Origin of the sequence: Cupriavidus basilensis, from assembly GCF_008801925.2 — a bacterium.
GTDB lineage: Bacteria > Pseudomonadota > Gammaproteobacteria > Burkholderiales > Burkholderiaceae > Cupriavidus > Cupriavidus basilensis.
In genome coordinates this window covers 3,272,633-3,287,513 of the sequence record NZ_CP062803.1, presented here as the reverse complement: position 1 = coordinate 3,287,513, position 14,881 = coordinate 3,272,633, and the positions used below count along the sequence as shown (strand labels likewise).

General features: G+C 66.7%; 10 protein-coding genes. 3 read left to right on the top strand and 7 right to left on the bottom strand.

Translation table 11 applies throughout. The features are described from left to right. Positions 1–47: 47 nt before the first annotated feature. A complete protein-coding gene (locus F7R26_RS15080; protein WP_150984174.1) occupies positions 48–2,915 on the bottom strand; it encodes a valine--tRNA ligase in 2,868 nt (955 codons plus the stop codon). Between the two features lie 322 nt (positions 2,916–3,237). Here F7R26_RS15080 and F7R26_RS15075 point away from each other — a divergent pair, with 322 nt between their 5' ends. Further along, positions 3,238–5,601: a UvrD-helicase domain-containing protein gene (locus tag F7R26_RS15075; protein ID WP_150984175.1), complete on the top strand. Its 2,364-nt coding sequence runs from the start codon at positions 3,238–3,240 to the stop codon at positions 5,599–5,601. A 39-nt stretch (positions 5,602–5,640) separates the two neighbouring features. On the opposite strand, the gene F7R26_RS15070 is transcribed toward F7R26_RS15075, so the two are convergent. Further along, positions 5,641–6,618, bottom strand: coding sequence for a tripartite tricarboxylate transporter substrate binding protein (locus F7R26_RS15070; protein ID WP_150984176.1), 978 nt, complete (start codon positions 6,616–6,618; stop codon positions 5,641–5,643). A gap of 71 nt (positions 6,619–6,689) precedes the next feature. Next, the gene (locus F7R26_RS15065; RefSeq protein ID WP_150984177.1) at positions 6,690–7,457 is read right to left on the bottom strand and encodes a GntR family transcriptional regulator; all 768 of its coding nucleotides are present in this window, start codon (positions 7,455–7,457) and stop codon (positions 6,690–6,692) included. Positions 7,458–7,584: 127 nt separating this feature from the next. Here F7R26_RS15065 and F7R26_RS15060 point away from each other — a divergent pair, with 127 nt between their 5' ends. Then, entirely contained in the window at positions 7,585–8,385 is an 801-nt protein-coding gene (locus tag F7R26_RS15060) for an amidohydrolase family protein (protein ID WP_150984178.1), read from the top strand. Positions 8,386–8,419: 34 nt separating this feature from the next. Here F7R26_RS15060 and F7R26_RS15055 read toward each other — a convergent pair whose 3' ends face one another. The 4 genes from F7R26_RS15055 to F7R26_RS15040 form a co-directional block, all read right to left on the bottom strand. Further along, on the bottom strand, positions 8,420–9,220 hold the full coding sequence (locus tag F7R26_RS15055) for a BPSS1780 family membrane protein (RefSeq protein ID WP_006159000.1): 801 nt from the start codon (positions 9,218–9,220) through the stop codon (positions 8,420–8,422). Between the two features lie 5 nt (positions 9,221–9,225). After that, positions 9,226–10,209 (bottom strand): homoserine kinase, encoded by a 984-nt coding sequence (locus tag F7R26_RS15050; RefSeq protein WP_150984179.1) that lies wholly within the window; start codon positions 10,207–10,209, stop codon positions 9,226–9,228. A gap of 216 nt (positions 10,210–10,425) precedes the next feature. Continuing rightward, a complete protein-coding gene (locus F7R26_RS15045) occupies positions 10,426–10,860 on the bottom strand; it encodes a hypothetical protein (protein ID WP_241754337.1) in 435 nt (144 codons plus the stop codon). Positions 10,861–11,066: 206 nt separating this feature from the next. Then, positions 11,067–12,005 carry an LOG family protein gene (locus F7R26_RS15040; RefSeq protein ID WP_241754336.1) on the bottom strand — a complete coding sequence of 313 codons (939 nt, stop codon included), beginning with the start codon at positions 12,003–12,005 and terminating at the stop codon, positions 11,067–11,069. A gap of 4 nt (positions 12,006–12,009) precedes the next feature. Here F7R26_RS15040 and polA point away from each other — a divergent pair, with 4 nt between their 5' ends. Beyond that, entirely contained in the window at positions 12,010–14,808 is a 2,799-nt protein-coding gene (gene polA / locus F7R26_RS15035) for a DNA polymerase I (protein ID WP_150984180.1), read from the top strand. Positions 14,809–14,881 lie beyond the last annotated feature (73 nt).

Genomic DNA, 14,881 nt, shown 5'->3' with positions numbered 1-14,881 from the left:
TTTTCCTTATCAATTCGGTGTAGACAACCCTGCTGGTGATGCAAAGCTCATGCCGGCAAGCGCTGCAGTTGATCCTGCAGCTTGACCAGGGTCTGTTCGAAATCCGACAGACGCTGGGTTTCTTGCGCGACGACGGCGGGCGGTGCCTTGGCGACGAAGCTCTCGTTGGACAGCTTGCCACGGCACTTGCCGACTTCGGCGCTGATGCGCTCTATTTCCTTGGACAGGCGCACGCGTTCCGCGGCCACGTCGATTTCGATTTTCAGCAACAGATGGTTGCCGCCGACGATGGCCACCGGCGCGCCGGCACCTTCGGCCATCAGGGCATTCTGATCTTCGAATACCTTGACCTCCGAAAGTTTCGCCAGCGCCTGCACATAAGCCTGGGCCGACGTCAGGAACGCGCTGTCGCCTTCAGCGTACAGCGGAATGCGCTGGGCCGGCGAGATGTTCATTTCGCCGCGCAGGTTGCGGCAAGCGTCGACCACGGCCTTGAGCTGCGCGGTCCATTGCTCGGCGGCCTCGTCGATCTTTGCCATGGCGGGCAGGGGATAGGCCTGCAGCGCCAGCGTCTCGCTGCCGTCGCCCTTGGCGCGGCCGGCCAGCGGCGCTACCTTCTGCCACAGCTCTTCGGTGATGAAGGGGATGATCGGGTGGGCCAGGCGCAGCACGGTTTCCAGCACGCGCAACAGCGTGCGGCGGGTGGCGCGCTGCTGCGCGGGCGTGCCGTTCTGGATCTGGACCTTGGCCAGTTCCAGGTACCAGTCGCAGTACTCGTCCCAGACGAACTTGTAGATGGCGCTGGCGATATTGTCGAAGCGGTACTCGGCAAAGCCCTTTTCCACTTCGGCTTCCACGCGCTGCAGCAGCGACACGATCCAGCGGTCCGGCTGCGAGAAATGCAGGTAGCCGTCGGGGCCGCAGTCGTTGCTGCACGGGCCCATGCCGCAGTCGTGCCCCTCGGTGTTCATCAGCACGAAGCGCGTGGCGTTCCACAGCTTGTTGCAGAAGTTGCGATAGCCTTCGCAGCGGCCGGTGTCGAAGTTGATGTTACGGCCCAGCGTGGCCAGCGAGGCGAAGGTGAAGCGCAGTGCATCGGCGCCAAACGCCGGAATGCCCTCGGGGAATTCCTTCTTGGTCTTTTTCTCGATCTTGGGCGCGTCCTTGGGACGGCGCAGGCCGGTGGTGCGCTTCTTGAGCAGCGGCTCGAGCTCGATGCCATCGATCAGGTCCACCGGGTCCAGGGTGTTGCCCTCGGACTTGCTCATCTTCTTGCCTTCCGAATCCCGCACCAGGCCGTGCACATAGACGGTATGGAACGGCACCTTGCCGGTGAAGTGCTTGGTCATCATGACCATGCGCGCCACCCAGAAGAAGATGATGTCGTAACCGGTAACAAGCGCCGACGACGGTAGAAAATGTTGCAACTCCGGCGTCTCGGCGGGCCAGCCCAGCGACGAGAAGGGCACCAGGGCCGAGGAGAACCAGGTGTCGAGCACATCGTCCTCGCGGCGCAGCGGCCCGGTGCTGCCGGCCGCGCGCGCCTGTGCCTGCGCCTCTTCCTCGGTGCGGGCGACGAAGCACTTGCCGGCCTCGTCGTACCAGGCCGGGATCTGGTGGCCCCACCACAGCTGGCGCGAGATGCACCAGTCCTGGATGTTCTCCAGCCACTGGTTGTAGGTGCTGTTCCAGTTATCGGGGATCAGCTTGATCTCGCCGCTCTGCACGGCGTCCAGCGCCACTTCGGCAATCGAGCGGCCCGGGTGGAAGGTGCCTTCCGGCGCCGGCTTGCTCATGGCGACGAACCACTGGTCGGTCAGCATCGGCTCGATGGCGCTGCCAGTGCGCTCGCTGCGCGGCGTCATCAGCTTGTGCTTCTTGACCTCGGCCAGCAGGCCCTGGGCATCCAGGTCCGCCACGATGCGCGTGCGCGCCTCGAAGCGGTCCAGGCCGGCATAGGCGGCGGGCGCGTCGGCGACGATCTTGGCGTCGAGCGTCAGGATGGACAGCTGCGGCAGCTTGTGGCGCTGGCCAACCGCATAGTCGTTGAAATCATGGGCGGGCGTCACCTTGACCACGCCGGTGCCGAATTCGCGGTCGACGTAGTCGTCGGCGATCACCGGGATATCGCGGCCGGTGAGCGGCAGGCGCACAAACTTGCCGATCAGGTGCGCATAACGCTCGTCTTCCGGGTGCACCATCACGGCCACGTCGCCCAGCATGGTTTCGGGGCGGGTGGTGGCCACCGTCAGGTGGGTCAGGCCGTGCACGGTATCGGCTTCGGCCAGCGGATAGCGGATGTGCCACATCGAGCCATCTTCCTCGACGTTGTCCACTTCCAGGTCGGACACCGCGGTGCCCAGCACCGGGTCCCAGTTGACCAGGCGCTTGCCGCGGTAGATCAGGCCTTGCTCGAACAGGCGCACGAAGACTTCGGTGACCGCCTTGGACATCTCCGGCGACATCGTGAAGTACTCATGGCTCCAGTCGATCGAGGCGCCCATGCGGCGGATCTGGCGCGTAATCGTCGAGCCGGACTCTTCCTTCCACTCCCACACCTTCTCGACGAACTTCTCGCGGCCTAGCTCATGGCGCGATACGCCTTGCGCTTCCAGCTGGCGCTCCACCACGATCTGGGTGGCGATGCCGGCGTGGTCGGTGCCCGGCACCCACAGCGTGTTGGCGCCGCTCATGCGGGCATGGCGGGCCAGGCCGTCCATGATGGTCTGGTTGAAGGCATGGCCCATGTGCAGCGTGCCGGTCACATTGGGCGGCGGCAGCTGGATGCAGAAGTCCGGACGGTCCGGGTCGAGGGTCGGCTTCGCGATGCCGCGCTTCTCCCACTCTGGGCCCCACTTGGCCTCAATGGCGGCGGGTTCGAAGCTCTTGGCAAGGGACTGGTCTTGGGCGGTCATGCTCGGATGTCGATGATTACGTCGGATTCTGCGGGCCAGGCGGGCAGGGGCAACGCGCCGGGAAAACATCAAATTATAGGGGAGGCGGGTGGGGGGCGCGCGATTTCGGCCCGGGCTCGGCCGCGCGGCGTCATTTTGCCGGTGCTTTGCCCTGCCTGAAAGTGCTCTGCTTACCTCTCGCGAGGGGATCCGCCGTGCTTTTTCGTGCCATTTTGCGTGGTTCCCGGCCCGCTGCCGCCCGATCGCCCTGTCCGGCGGCCGGGGCCGTACGGGCACGGGGGGCGCCCCGGTATAATTCGGGGCACTCCACAAGGCCTCCCCGATGTCCGACCTGCTTGCCAATCTCAATGCTGAACAACTAGCCGCCGTCACTTTGCCTGACGAGCCGGCGCTGATCCTGGCTGGCGCGGGCAGCGGCAAGACGCGTGTGCTGACCACCCGCATCGCATGGCTGATCCAGAACGGCCGGGTGTCGCCCGCCGGCCTGCTGGCGGTGACCTTTACCAACAAGGCCGCCAAGGAAATGATGACGCGGCTGACGTCGATGCTGCCGATCAACACGCGCGGCATGTGGATCGGCACCTTCCACGGGCTGTGCAACCGCATGCTGCGCGCGCATTACCGAGACGCCGGCCTGCCGCAGACCTTCGCCATCCTCGACAGCCAGGACCAGCTCTCCGCCCTCAAGCGCCTGCTCAAGTCGCTGAACGTGGATGACGAGAAGTACCCGGCCAAGAACCTGCAGTACTTCATCAACAATGCCAAGGAGCAAGGCCTGCGCCCGGCCGATGTGGAGGCCAACGACGACTTCAACCGCCGCTTCGTCGATCTCTACGCCGCCTACGATGTGCAGTGCCAGCGCGAAGGCGTGGTCGACTTCGCCGAGCTGCTGCTGCGCTGCTACGAGCTGCTGCGCTACAACGACGCGATCCGCCAGCACTACCAGCACCGCTTCCGCCATGTGCTGGTGGACGAGTTCCAGGACACCAACGTGCTGCAGTACCAGTGGCTCAAGATGCTGGCTGGCTTCGGCACGCAGAACCCGGCCGCGGTGTTCGCGGTCGGCGACGACGACCAGAGCATCTACGCGTTCCGTGGCGCCAATGTCGGCAACATGCGCGACTTCGAGCACGAGTTCCGCGTGCGCCACATGATCAAGCTGGAGCAGAACTACCGCTCCCACGGCCACATCCTGGATTCGGCCAACCACCTGATTGCCCACAATTCGCGCCGCCTGGGCAAGAACCTGCGCACCGATGCCGGCCACGGCGAGCCGGTGCGGGTGTACCAGGCCGGCACCGACGGCCAGGAGGCCGGCTGGATCGTGGAGGAAATCCGTGACCTGATCGCGCAGGGCATGAGCCGCTCGGAGATCGCCATCCTCTACCGCAGCAATGCGCAGTCGCGGGTGATCGAGCACGCGCTCTTCTCGGCCAGCATTTCCTATCGCGTGTACGGCGGCTTGCGCTTCTTCGAGCGTGCCGAAATCAAGCACGCGCTGGCTTACCTGCAGTTGCTGGAAAACCCGCGCAACGACGCTGCCTTCGGCCGCGTGGTGAATTTCCCCACGCGCGGCATCGGCGCGCGCTCGCTGGAGGCCCTGCAGGATGCGGCGCGCCAGTACAACTGCTCGCTGGCCGAAGCCGTGGCCTTCGTGCCCGGCAAGGCCGGCAGCACGCTGGGCGCCTTTGTGCGGCTGATCGAGCAGATGCGCGCCGAGACGCGGCGCATGACGCTGCCGGAAACAGTCGAGTACGTGACCAACACCAGCGGCCTGATCACGCACTATCGCGCCGAAAAAGAAGGCCAGGACCGCATCGAGAACTTGCAGGAACTGGTGACGGCGGCGCAGGCGTTCGTGACGGAGGAGGGCTATGGGCTGGACGCGCTGGCCAGTGCGATTCCGGTCGGGCGCGATGGCGCGCAGCCGCTGCCCGCGCTGGCCGAGGGCGACCAGGCCCAGCAGGTGCTGGATCCCGAGGCGCTGCCGGCGGTGATGACCCCGCTGGTGGCCTTCCTCACCCATGCCTCGCTGGAAGCCGGCGACAACCAGGCGCAGGCGGGCCAGGACGCCGTGCAGATGATGACGGTGCATGCCGCCAAGGGGCTGGAGTTCAACGCGGTCTTCATCACCGGGCTGGAAGAAGGGCTGTTCCCGCACGAGAACAGCGCCACCGAGGCTGACGGGCTGGAGGAAGAGCGCCGCCTGATGTACGTGGCCATCACGCGTGCGCGCGAGCGGCTCTATCTCTCGTTCGCGCAAAGCCGCGTGCTGCACGGGCAGATGCGCTACCACGTGCGCTCGCGCTTCTTCGAGGAGCTGCCGGAGGAATCGCTCAAGTGGCTGATGCCGCCTGCACAGGCCTATGGCGGCAGCGGTTCGCAGCGCCGCCAGCAGAACGAGGGCGGCTGGGGCCGCGACTGGTTCAAGAAGGCGGAGGACGTTCCCTATTCGGGCACCCAGCCTACCGGCGGCATGGACACCGGCAACGGCTATGCCGACGCCAAGCGCCAGGCCGGCTCCGGCTTGCGCATCGGCCAGAGCGTGTTCCACAACAAGTTCGGCGAAGGCGTGATCGCCGGGCTGGAAGGCGAGGGCGATGCCGCCCGCGCGAATATCAAGTTCAAGCGCCACGGCGCCAAATGGCTGGTGCTGTCGGTCGCCAAGCTGGACCCGATCGACTGAGCGGACGGGCGCCCAGGCGCCCAGGCCGCGGGAAAGTGATCAGTCCAGCTGGATGTTGCCTTCCTTGATCACCTTGGCCCATTCGTTGGTCTGGGCCTGGATGAACTTCGCCGCCTCGGCCGGCGTGCCGGCCACGATCTCCCCGCCCAGGCTGGTTACGCGCTCACGATTCTCCGGCAGGTTGATGACCTTGCGGATCGCATCCGACAGGCGCTTGACGATTTCCGGCGGCGTGCCGGCCGGCAAGAACACGCCATTCCACTCGTAGACCTCATAGTGCGGCACGCCTGCCTCGGCCAGCGTCGGCGTGTCCGGCAGGATGGCCGTGCGCCTGGCGCCGGTCACGCCCAGCACGCGCAGCTTGCCCGCGCGCACATGCTGCAGGCCAGACGCCGTGTTGGCGAAGAACACCGGCACCTGCCCGGCAATCACATCGGCCATGGCCGGGCCGCCGCCCTTGTACGGTACGTGCAACAGGTCCAGCTTCATGCGCTGCGCGAACAGCGCGCCCGCCAGGTGCTGGGCCGAGCCATTGCCCGAGGACGCATAGGCAATGCTGCCCGGCTTGGCGCGTGCCATCGCGATCAGCTCCTGCGTGGTCTTGGCCGGGAACTGCGGGTTCACGACCAGCATGTTGGGATACAGCGCCAGCACCGAGACCGGGATGAAGGACTTGACCGGGTCGTAGGGCAGCCGCTTGTAGAGCGAGGGGTTGGCGGCAAACGAGGCGGCGTCGAGCAGCACCGTATAGCCGTCCGGGGCGGACTTGGCGACCAGGTCCGTGCCGATCTGGCCGCCCGCGCCGGGACGGTTGTCCACCACGATGGTCTGGCCCAATTCCTGGCCCAGGCGCGGCGAGATCATACGGGCCATGGTGTCGGCGCCGCCGCCGGGCGCGTAGGTGACGACCAGCCGGATGGGCTTGGCCGCGGGCCAGGCCTGTGCGTGCGCAAGGCTGCTGGTGCCGGCGGCGAGCCAGCACAGGGCGGTGGCGCAAAGACGGATAGGGAATCGCATGGGTCTCCTCGGAATGTGCAGGTCTGGGTGCTTGCGCCGGCCCGCGCTTGCGGTGGCGTCGCGCGCGGGGCTCAGCGAACCTCGGCGCGGTAGTGGAAATCGTCGGCATTGCCCAGCGTCTGGCGGAACTCCACCCGCCGGCCCGCCAGGTCAAACGCCACGCGGCTGACCGCCAGCGCGGGATGGCCTTCTGGCAAGCTCAGCTGGGCGGCCTCGCGTGCGCCAAGCCGGGTGAAGCGCAGGTCGTCGACAGCGCGGCCGACCGTGACGCCGCAACGCTCGGCATACATCGGGTAGAGCAGGGGCGCGAACTCGGCCGGCTTGAGCGCGGCCAGCGCGCCGAACAGCTGCGCCGGCAGCCAGATGGTCTCGAGCAGGCGGACCTGGCCTTCCCAGCCGCGCTGGCGCAATACGCGCAACACCGGTGTGCCCGCAGCCAGGCCAAGCTGCGCGGCGACATCCGCCGGCGCCGCCAGCGTGCGCAGCGACACGATGCGCGACTCGGGAATCTCCGAGCCGGCATCGCCAAAGCGGAAGAACCGCGCCATGGTGGCGCCGGTCAGCGCGCCGCGCACAAAGGTGCCGCGGCCATGCACGCGTTCCAGCAAGCCTTCGTCCACCAGTGCCTGGATGGCGGCGCGCATGGTGCCCAGCGCCACGCCGTAGTGCTCCGCCAGTGCGCTCTCGGCCGCAATGGCGGTGCCGGAAGCCCATTCACCGGCCAGGATGCGGCCCTTGAGCGCGGTCGCGATGCGAGCCCAGCGCGGCGCCGCCAGGCTGGCTGGCGAGGCGTCGAGGCCGGCTCCCGTGGGGTCGGGCAGGGCGGAACGGTCTGGCATTCGTGTCTCCATGCGTGCCCCGGCGGCGGTGCCTGTTCGGGGAGAGAGGTGAACTCTAGTCATCTATAGGACTAGAGCATAGAATGGAGGGGCGCGGGTGTCAACCGGCGCTACCATTCATGGCGGCATGCGCCGTTCCTTGGGCCAGAACATGTTCCAGATCGATTCCCATTTCCACGTGTTTTCCGCCAATGCCCCCGCCGTGGGCGGGGCGCGCTACCGGCCCGCCTACGGCGCCAGCCTGGCGCAGTGGCAAGCCATCTCCGGGGCGCATGGCGTGCGCGCGGGCGTGGTGGTGCAGCCAAGTTTTTTCGGCTGCGACAACAGCGAGCTGGAAGCAGCGCTGGCGGCTTCGCCCGCGCTGCGCGGTGTTTGCGTGGTGGGCCCGGAGGCATCCGCCGGCGAGCTGGCGCGGCTGCACGGCCTGGGCGTGCGCGGCCTGCGCTGGAATATGGTGGGGCGGCACGACGACGCATCATGGCGCGATGCGCGCTGGCCCGCGCTGCTGGAGGCGGCCCACGCACTGGGCTGGCACCTGGAGTTGCACACCGATCCGGGCCGGCTCAACGAACTGCAAGCCTGGTTGCCGGCGGTGCCGATCGCGCTGGTGCTGGATCATTTCGGCAAGCCCGCGCCCGGCGCGCAGGCAGATGCGCCGATGCTGGCTTGCGCCGCACACTGGCGCAGGCAGAGGGAGGTCTACGTCAAGCTGAGTGCGCCGTATCGCGTGGCGGCGGACCTGGCCGGCGTGGTGGCTGGCTGGCACCACTGCCTGGGCGAGCAAGGCTTGCTATGGGGATCGGACTGGCCTTGGACCAATCACGAGGCCGAGGCCGGCTATGCCGGCCTGCAGCGCAAGGTGTGGGAGTGGCTGGGCCCGCTGTGCGAGGCGCCGGACCGCAACGCGGCCCGGCTGTTCGGCCTGTGAGCCGCCTGACCCGGGTGGCCGGCGTGACCTGCCTTCAGGCGGCCAGGTCCGGCCTGCCGGCGGCTTCTTCCGGCACGACATTGAAGCAGCCGCGGTAAGTGGCGTAGAACGAGCAATACATGATCGCCAGCATCAGCAGCGAGTACGGTGTGACCAGGAAGGACAGCACCGCTTCAGCCCCCAATGCGCCGAACAACGCCTCCAGGAAGAACGGCACCGCCACCAGCAGGACCGCGAACACCACGCCATAGGCCAGGAACGCGCCACGGTTGCGCCAGCACGCGGTCCAGCTGAAGAACAGTGCCTTGACCGGCGGCACGTTGTGCCACGCGGTGAGCAGCGGCGCAAACCAGAACAGCATGGCAATCGGCGTGTACAACGCGGCCCCGATCATCAGCGCGAAGTAGAGCTGCCGCACGGATTCCGCCGACGGCGCTTCTTCCTTGAGCAGGATCGGCACCAGCGTGCTGATATCCACCAGGCTGCCCGCGATAAGGCTCAGCACGAAGACCAGGCCTGCGTAGATGCCACCCAGCACCAGCAGGTTGCGGCTTGCCTGCTTGCCGTTGCCGCGAAATCCCGCCAGTAATACGGTCGGCAGCACGCGCTTGTTCAGTATCACCTCGCGGCAGGCGGTCATGATGCCGACCGACAGGCCCGGGGTGACCACCAGCAGCGCGATGATGCCGATCAACGGCACGAACACGGCCAGTTGCGCGGCGATCAGGTAGACAAACAACAGCATCAGGAAGGCGAGCGGGTTCTTGCGGAACAGCCAGACACCCTGGCGGAACCAGACATAACCTTCCTTGGCGGAGACTTCCAGTAATTGCATGACGGTCAGGTCCAGGGCAGCGCGGCGGCTTCGATGCGCCGGCGCAGGATGCGTTCAAAGTGGGTCGGGTCATGCGGTTGCAGCATGTCGGCCTCGCGTGGCAGGTAGAAGTCCCACAGGCGGGAAATCCAGAAGCGCAGTGCGCCGGCGCGCAGCATGTCGCGCCAGTGCTGTGCCTCGATGGGGCCCAGCGGCCTCACGGCATGATAAGCCCGCAGCAAGGCCTGGCCGCGGGCGGCGTCTAGCGCGCCGCTGGCCAGGTCGATGCACCAGTCGTTGACGGTGACGGCCAGGTCGAACAGCCACTTGTCGTTGCCGGCGAAATAGAAATCGAAGAAGCCCCCCAGTTTCTCCTGCCCGGCGGGGCCGTCCTCGAACAACGCGTTGTCACGGAACAGGTCGCAATGGCAAGGGCCGCCGGGCAGCGCCGCGTAGTCCGCGCCGCCGAAGAAAGCGGTCTGGTGGGCCAGTTCCTCGCGCAGTAACGTTTGCTGGCCGGCATCCAGGAAGGGCAGGATCTCGCCTTCCGTTTGCTGCCACCACGGCAGGCTGCGCAGGTTGGGCTGCTGGCGCGGATAGCTCTGGCCGGCAAGGTGCATGCGGGCCAGCATGTCGCCCACTTGCGCGCAGTGCCCCACGCCTGGCGCCAGCTGCGAGCCGCCCGGCAGGCGCGTGACGATGGTCGCCGGCTTGCCCTTGAGGGCCCGCAGGATCTCGCCGTCGCGGCCCGGGATGGGCGCCGGCACGCGGATGTCGTGCGCGGCCAGGTGGGCCATCAGGTGCAGGTAATACGGCAGTTGCTCGAACGTCAGGCGCTCGAAGATGGTCAGCACGTACTCGCGCGTGACCCCGTCCTGCTCCATGGTCAGGAAGAAGTTACTGTTCTCGATGCCTGAGGCAATGCCGCGCAAGTCGCGCATTTCGCCCAGGTTGTAATCAAGGAGCCAACTGGCGATCTCGTCCGGCGAGACCGTGGTGAATACGGCCATACTCTTTGTGTGAATCGAAACGGATGGCGGCGGGCGCAAGCAGAGCTTGGCTTTCGCGGCATGGATGCCGGAAGCGCCGGCGCGGCCCCGCCGTGATCATCTGGCGGGGTCGTGGGAAATCAGAAACAAGACAACAGAAACCAGGCAGCAAAAACAAGAACGGACGCGAACATCAGGGTGCGCAAGGCGGGATTCCAAGACCTGGCGCCCCGGTGCTCAGAATTGCAGCACTTTGACCGATGGCACGCGGTTCGTGTCGTGGTCCCGGATCTTCGGCGAGCTGTCTTCCGGCTTGCTCATCTGGTATTTGGTGCCCATGCCGGACTTGACCTCGATATCGGTGGCCTGGCCCTTGTTCTTGTACTCCCGGATCTGGGTGCCATCCCGCTCATTGAGCTGGAAGCTCGGTTCGCGCGGCTGGTTCAGCTGGGTCTTGGCCGGCGCGGTGATCGGCCGGTCGTTGATCTGGTTCAGCTCTTGCTGGGTCAGCGCGCCGCCTGCCTGCTCGGCCGGCTGCGCCATCACCGCGGCCGGGGCGCCAAGCGCCACCAATGCCGCAAAAGCCAGCACGCGCAGGGCGGCCGGACGGGAGGCTCCAAGCGGCTGCGGCGCTTGCGCGCGGGCGGTGGCCAGGAGTGAGGGGGAGGTCATTGAAGGCTCCTGCGCGGCGCAGCAGGCCGGGGGCATGCTGCACCACAAATGGCGCTGCAGCCCGGCGGCGCCGGGCTTTGGCAGTGTGTCAGGCTTCCATTCTAGCAATTCCTGCCCGCGCCGGGCCCCTCGCGGTGACCCTGCGGGCACCTTTGCGGGGCGGGCGGCGCGCCTGGAAGCCGCCTGGCGGGCCTGTTCTACCTGGCTTACAGGTAGAACATCTCTTCCTTGGGCGGGATCGGGTTGTCGCCACCGCGCTGCTCGTAGTACTCATATACCGCTTCGAGCACTTCGTGCGGCTCGTCCACGATCTTCATCAGGTCGAGGTCGTGTTCGGCGATCAGGCCCATCGGCAGCAGCGTGAAGCGGAACCAGTCAAGCAGGCCTTTCCAGAAGCGGTTGCCGAACAGCACCACCGGCACGGCGCGGGACTTGCCGGTCTGCACCAGCGTCAGCACTTCGGCCAGCTCATCCAGTGTGCCGAAACCGCCCGGCATCACGATAAAGGCGTCCGAATTCTTGACGAAGGTGACCTTGCGCGTGAAGAAGTGGCGAAAGCGCATGGCGATGTCCTGGTAGGGATTGCCTTGCTGCTCGTGCGGAAGCTCGATGTTCAGGCCTACGCTGGCCGACTTGCCCGCGTGGGCGCCCTTGTTGGCCGCCTCCATGATGCCTGGGCCGCCGCCCGAGATCACCGCGAAGCCGGCGTCGGAGAACAGGCGGGCGATCTCGATGGTGCGCTGGTAGTAAGGCGAGTCCTCGCGCAGGCGCGCGCTGCCGTAGATCGATACCGCCGGGCGGATCTCCGAAAGGTACTCGGTCGCCTCGATGAACTCTGCCATAATCGTGAACATTTGCCACGAAGCGCGCGCCTTCTTTGCGGTCGCGCGGTCTTCGTCGGCCAGCGCACGCAGGCTGGGAATCATCTTGCGTGGGTTGGCGCGGATGCCGGCGGCGGGAGACGTATCTCCCGGGCCATCGGCAGCGGTGCTGACCGTCACGTTCACGTCCATATCGGCCGCGGTGGTAATACTGCCTTGCGCGGCCTGCTTGAGGGCCGCTGCCGGGTTATCGGCGCCGGCTGCGTCGGAAGGGGGGGCGGCGTTCGCACCGCCTGCGGCGGCACCAGTCAATTTTGAGTCCATGGGAATGTCGGATAGTCCAAAAACACTCTTGCTCGTCGATGGGTCGAGCTATCTGTATCGTGCGTATCACGCTCTGCCGGACCTGAGGAACGGTGAGGGCCTGCCCACAGGGGCAATCTACGGCATGATCAATATGCTGCGCAAGCTGCGCAGCGATTTCCCGGCAGAGTATAGCGCCTGCGTGTTCGACGCCAAGGGTAAGACCTTCCGCGACGACCTGTATCCGGCCTACAAGGAGCATCGCCCGTCGATGCCCGAGGACCTGGCCAAGCAGATCGAGCCGATCCACGAAGCGGTGCGTGCGCTGGGCTGGCCCATCGTGGTGGTGGACGGCGTGGAGGCGGACGACGTGATCGGCACGCTGGCGCGCCGGGCCACCGCCGAAGGCATGCGCACGGTGGTCTCCACCGGTGACAAGGACCTGGCGCAGCTGGTCGACGACCATGTCACGCTGGTCAACACCATGAGCGGGGAAATCCTCGACCCGCCCGGCGTGGCCGCCAAGTTCGGCGTGCCCCCGGCGCGCATCGTCGACTATCTCTCGCTGATCGGCGACGCCGTGGACAACGTGCCCGGCGTGCCCAAGGTGGGCCCCAAGACCGCGGTCAAATGGCTGACCGAGTACGGCACGCTCGACGATGTCATGGCCAATGCCTCCGGCATCAAGGGCGTGGTGGGCGAGAACCTGCGCAACACGCTGGCGTGGCTGCCCAAGGCGCGCGAGCTGGTGACGGTCAAGACCGATTGCGACCTGACGAGCTCGTTGGCCGACTTCCACCAGCTCGCGGGTGGCAGCGAGGACAAGGACAAGCTGATTGACTTCTTTGCGCGCTATGGCTTCAAGACCTGGCTGCGCGAGGCCACCGGCGAAAGCCTGCCCAACCCGCGCGCCCAGGCACGCGCAAGCGCGGCGCCGCCCGCGGCCGGCGCCGACCCGGGTCCGGCCCAGGGTGGCCTGTTCGACAGCGCCCCGGCCCCGGCGCAGATTCGCTACGAAACCGTGGCCACCGAGGCGGCGCTGGAGGCCTGGATGCGGCGCATCGAAACCGCGCCGCTGGTGTCCATCGATACCGAGACCACTTCGCTGGACCCGATGCAGGCCCAACTGGTCGGCATCTCGCTGTCGATCGAGCCGGGCGAGGCCTGCTATATCCCGGTGGCGCACCGCGGCCCGGATGTGGTGGGCCTGGAAGCCAATGGCCAGCTCACGCGCGAGGCCGTGCTGGCGCGCATGCGCGCCTGGCTCGAAGACCCGTCGCGCGGCAAGGTTGGCCAGAACCTGAAGTACGATTCCCATGTCTTTGCCAATCACGGCGTCAGCCTGCGCGGTATCGTGCACGACACCATGCTGCAAAGCTACGTGCTGGCGTCCCACCGCAATCACGGCATGGACAGCCTGGCCGAGCGCCTGCTCGGCCTGAAGACCATCAGCTACGAGGAAGTGTGTGGCAAGGGCGCGAGCCAGATCGGCTTTGACCAGATCGACATCGCGCGCGCCACCGAGTACGCGGCCGAGGATGCCGACGTCACGCTGCGCCTGCATCGCAATATGTACCCGCAGGTCGAGGCGTTGCCGGGGGTGCATTACGTCTACGAAAAGATCGAGATGCCGGTCTCGGTGGTGCTGCAGAAGATCGAGCGCAACGGCGTGCTGATCGACGCCGAGCGCCTGGGCGCGCAAAGCGCGCAGCTCGGCCAGCGCATGCTGACGCTGGAGCAGGCCGCCTACGAGGCTGCGGGCCAGCCTTTCAACCTGGGCTCGCCCAAGCAGATCGGCGAGATCCTGTTCGGCCAGATGAAGCTGCCGGTGGTCAAGAAGACCGCCAGCGGCGCGCCGTCCACCGACGAAGAGGTGTTGCAGAAGCTGGCCGAGGATTACCCGCTGCCCAAGCTGCTGCTGGACTACCGTGGCCTGGCCAAGCTCAAGTCCACCTACACCGACAAGCTGCCGAAGATGGTCAACCCGGCCACCGGCCGCGTGCACACCAGCTATGGGCAGACCACAGCGGTGACCGGCCGGCTGGCATCCACCGAGCCCAACCTGCAGAACATCCCGGTGCGCACCGAGGAAGGACGGCGCATCCGCGAGGCCTTTATCGCCGGCCCGGGCAATGTCATCGTGTCGGCAGACTACTCGCAGATCGAGCTGCGCATCATGGCCCATATCTCTGGCGACGAGAACCTGATGCGCTCGTTCGCCGAGGGCGAGGACGTGCACCGCGCCACCGCCGCGGAGATCTTCGGCGTGGCGCCGGATGCCGTCAGCAGCGAGCAGCGCCGCTATGCCAAGGTCATCAACTTCGGCCTGATCTACGGCATGAGCGCTTTCGGCCTGGCCGGCAACCTCGGCATCGAGCGCGAAGCCGCCAAGCACTACATCGACCGCTATTTCATGCGCTATCCCGGTGTGGCGCGGTACATGGAAGAAACGCGCCAGACCGCGCGCGAGCAGGGCTTCGTCGAGACCGTGTTCGGCCGCCGCCTGTGGCTGCCGGACATCAATGGCGGCAACGGCCCGCGCCGCCAGGGCGCCGAGCGCGCCGCCATCAACGCGCCGATGCAGGGCACGGCCGCCGACCTGATCAAGCTGTCGATGATCGCGGTGCAGGACTGGCTGGAACGCGATGGCCTGGGTACGCGCCAGGTCATGCAGGTGCACGATGAACTCGTGCTGGAAGTGCCGCAGGCCGAGCTGGAACTGGTCAAGGTAAAGTTGCCGGAACTGATGTGCAACGTGGCTGAACTGCGCGTGCCGCTGGTGGCCGAGGTCGGCGCCGGCAGCAACTGGGAGGAGGCGCACTAAGCTCGAGGAGCGGCCTTCAGGGCCGCTCCGGGATTGCACCCGTCCCGGTATTCCTGCATCCTGGTTTCGATTG

What these genes read in the sequence shown, in the direction of transcription:
- F7R26_RS15045 (WP_241754337.1), bottom strand. Translation starts at nt 10,860, where the DNA reads ATGACCTCCCCCTCACTCCTGGCCACCGCCCGCGCGCAAGCGCCGCAG.
- F7R26_RS15060 (WP_150984178.1), top strand. Translation starts at nt 7,585, where the DNA reads ATGCGCCGTTCCTTGGGCCAGAACATGTTCCAGATCGATTCCCATTTC.
- F7R26_RS15065 (WP_150984177.1), bottom strand. Translation starts at nt 7,457, where the DNA reads ATGCCAGACCGTTCCGCCCTGCCCGACCCCACGGGAGCCGGCCTCGAC.
- F7R26_RS15075 (WP_150984175.1), top strand. Translation starts at nt 3,238, where the DNA reads ATGTCCGACCTGCTTGCCAATCTCAATGCTGAACAACTAGCCGCCGTC.
- F7R26_RS15040 (WP_241754336.1), bottom strand. Translation starts at nt 12,005, where the DNA reads ATGGACTCAAAATTGACTGGTGCCGCCGCAGGCGGTGCGAACGCCGCC.
- F7R26_RS15070 (WP_150984176.1), bottom strand. Translation starts at nt 6,618, where the DNA reads ATGCGATTCCCTATCCGTCTTTGCGCCACCGCCCTGTGCTGGCTCGCC.
- F7R26_RS15080 (WP_150984174.1), bottom strand. Translation starts at nt 2,915, where the DNA reads ATGACCGCCCAAGACCAGTCCCTTGCCAAGAGCTTCGAACCCGCCGCC.
- F7R26_RS15050 (WP_150984179.1), bottom strand. Translation starts at nt 10,209, where the DNA reads ATGGCCGTATTCACCACGGTCTCGCCGGACGAGATCGCCAGTTGGCTC.
- F7R26_RS15055 (WP_006159000.1), bottom strand. Translation starts at nt 9,220, where the DNA reads ATGCAATTACTGGAAGTCTCCGCCAAGGAAGGTTATGTCTGGTTCCGC.
- polA (WP_150984180.1), top strand. Translation starts at nt 12,010, where the DNA reads ATGTCGGATAGTCCAAAAACACTCTTGCTCGTCGATGGGTCGAGCTAT.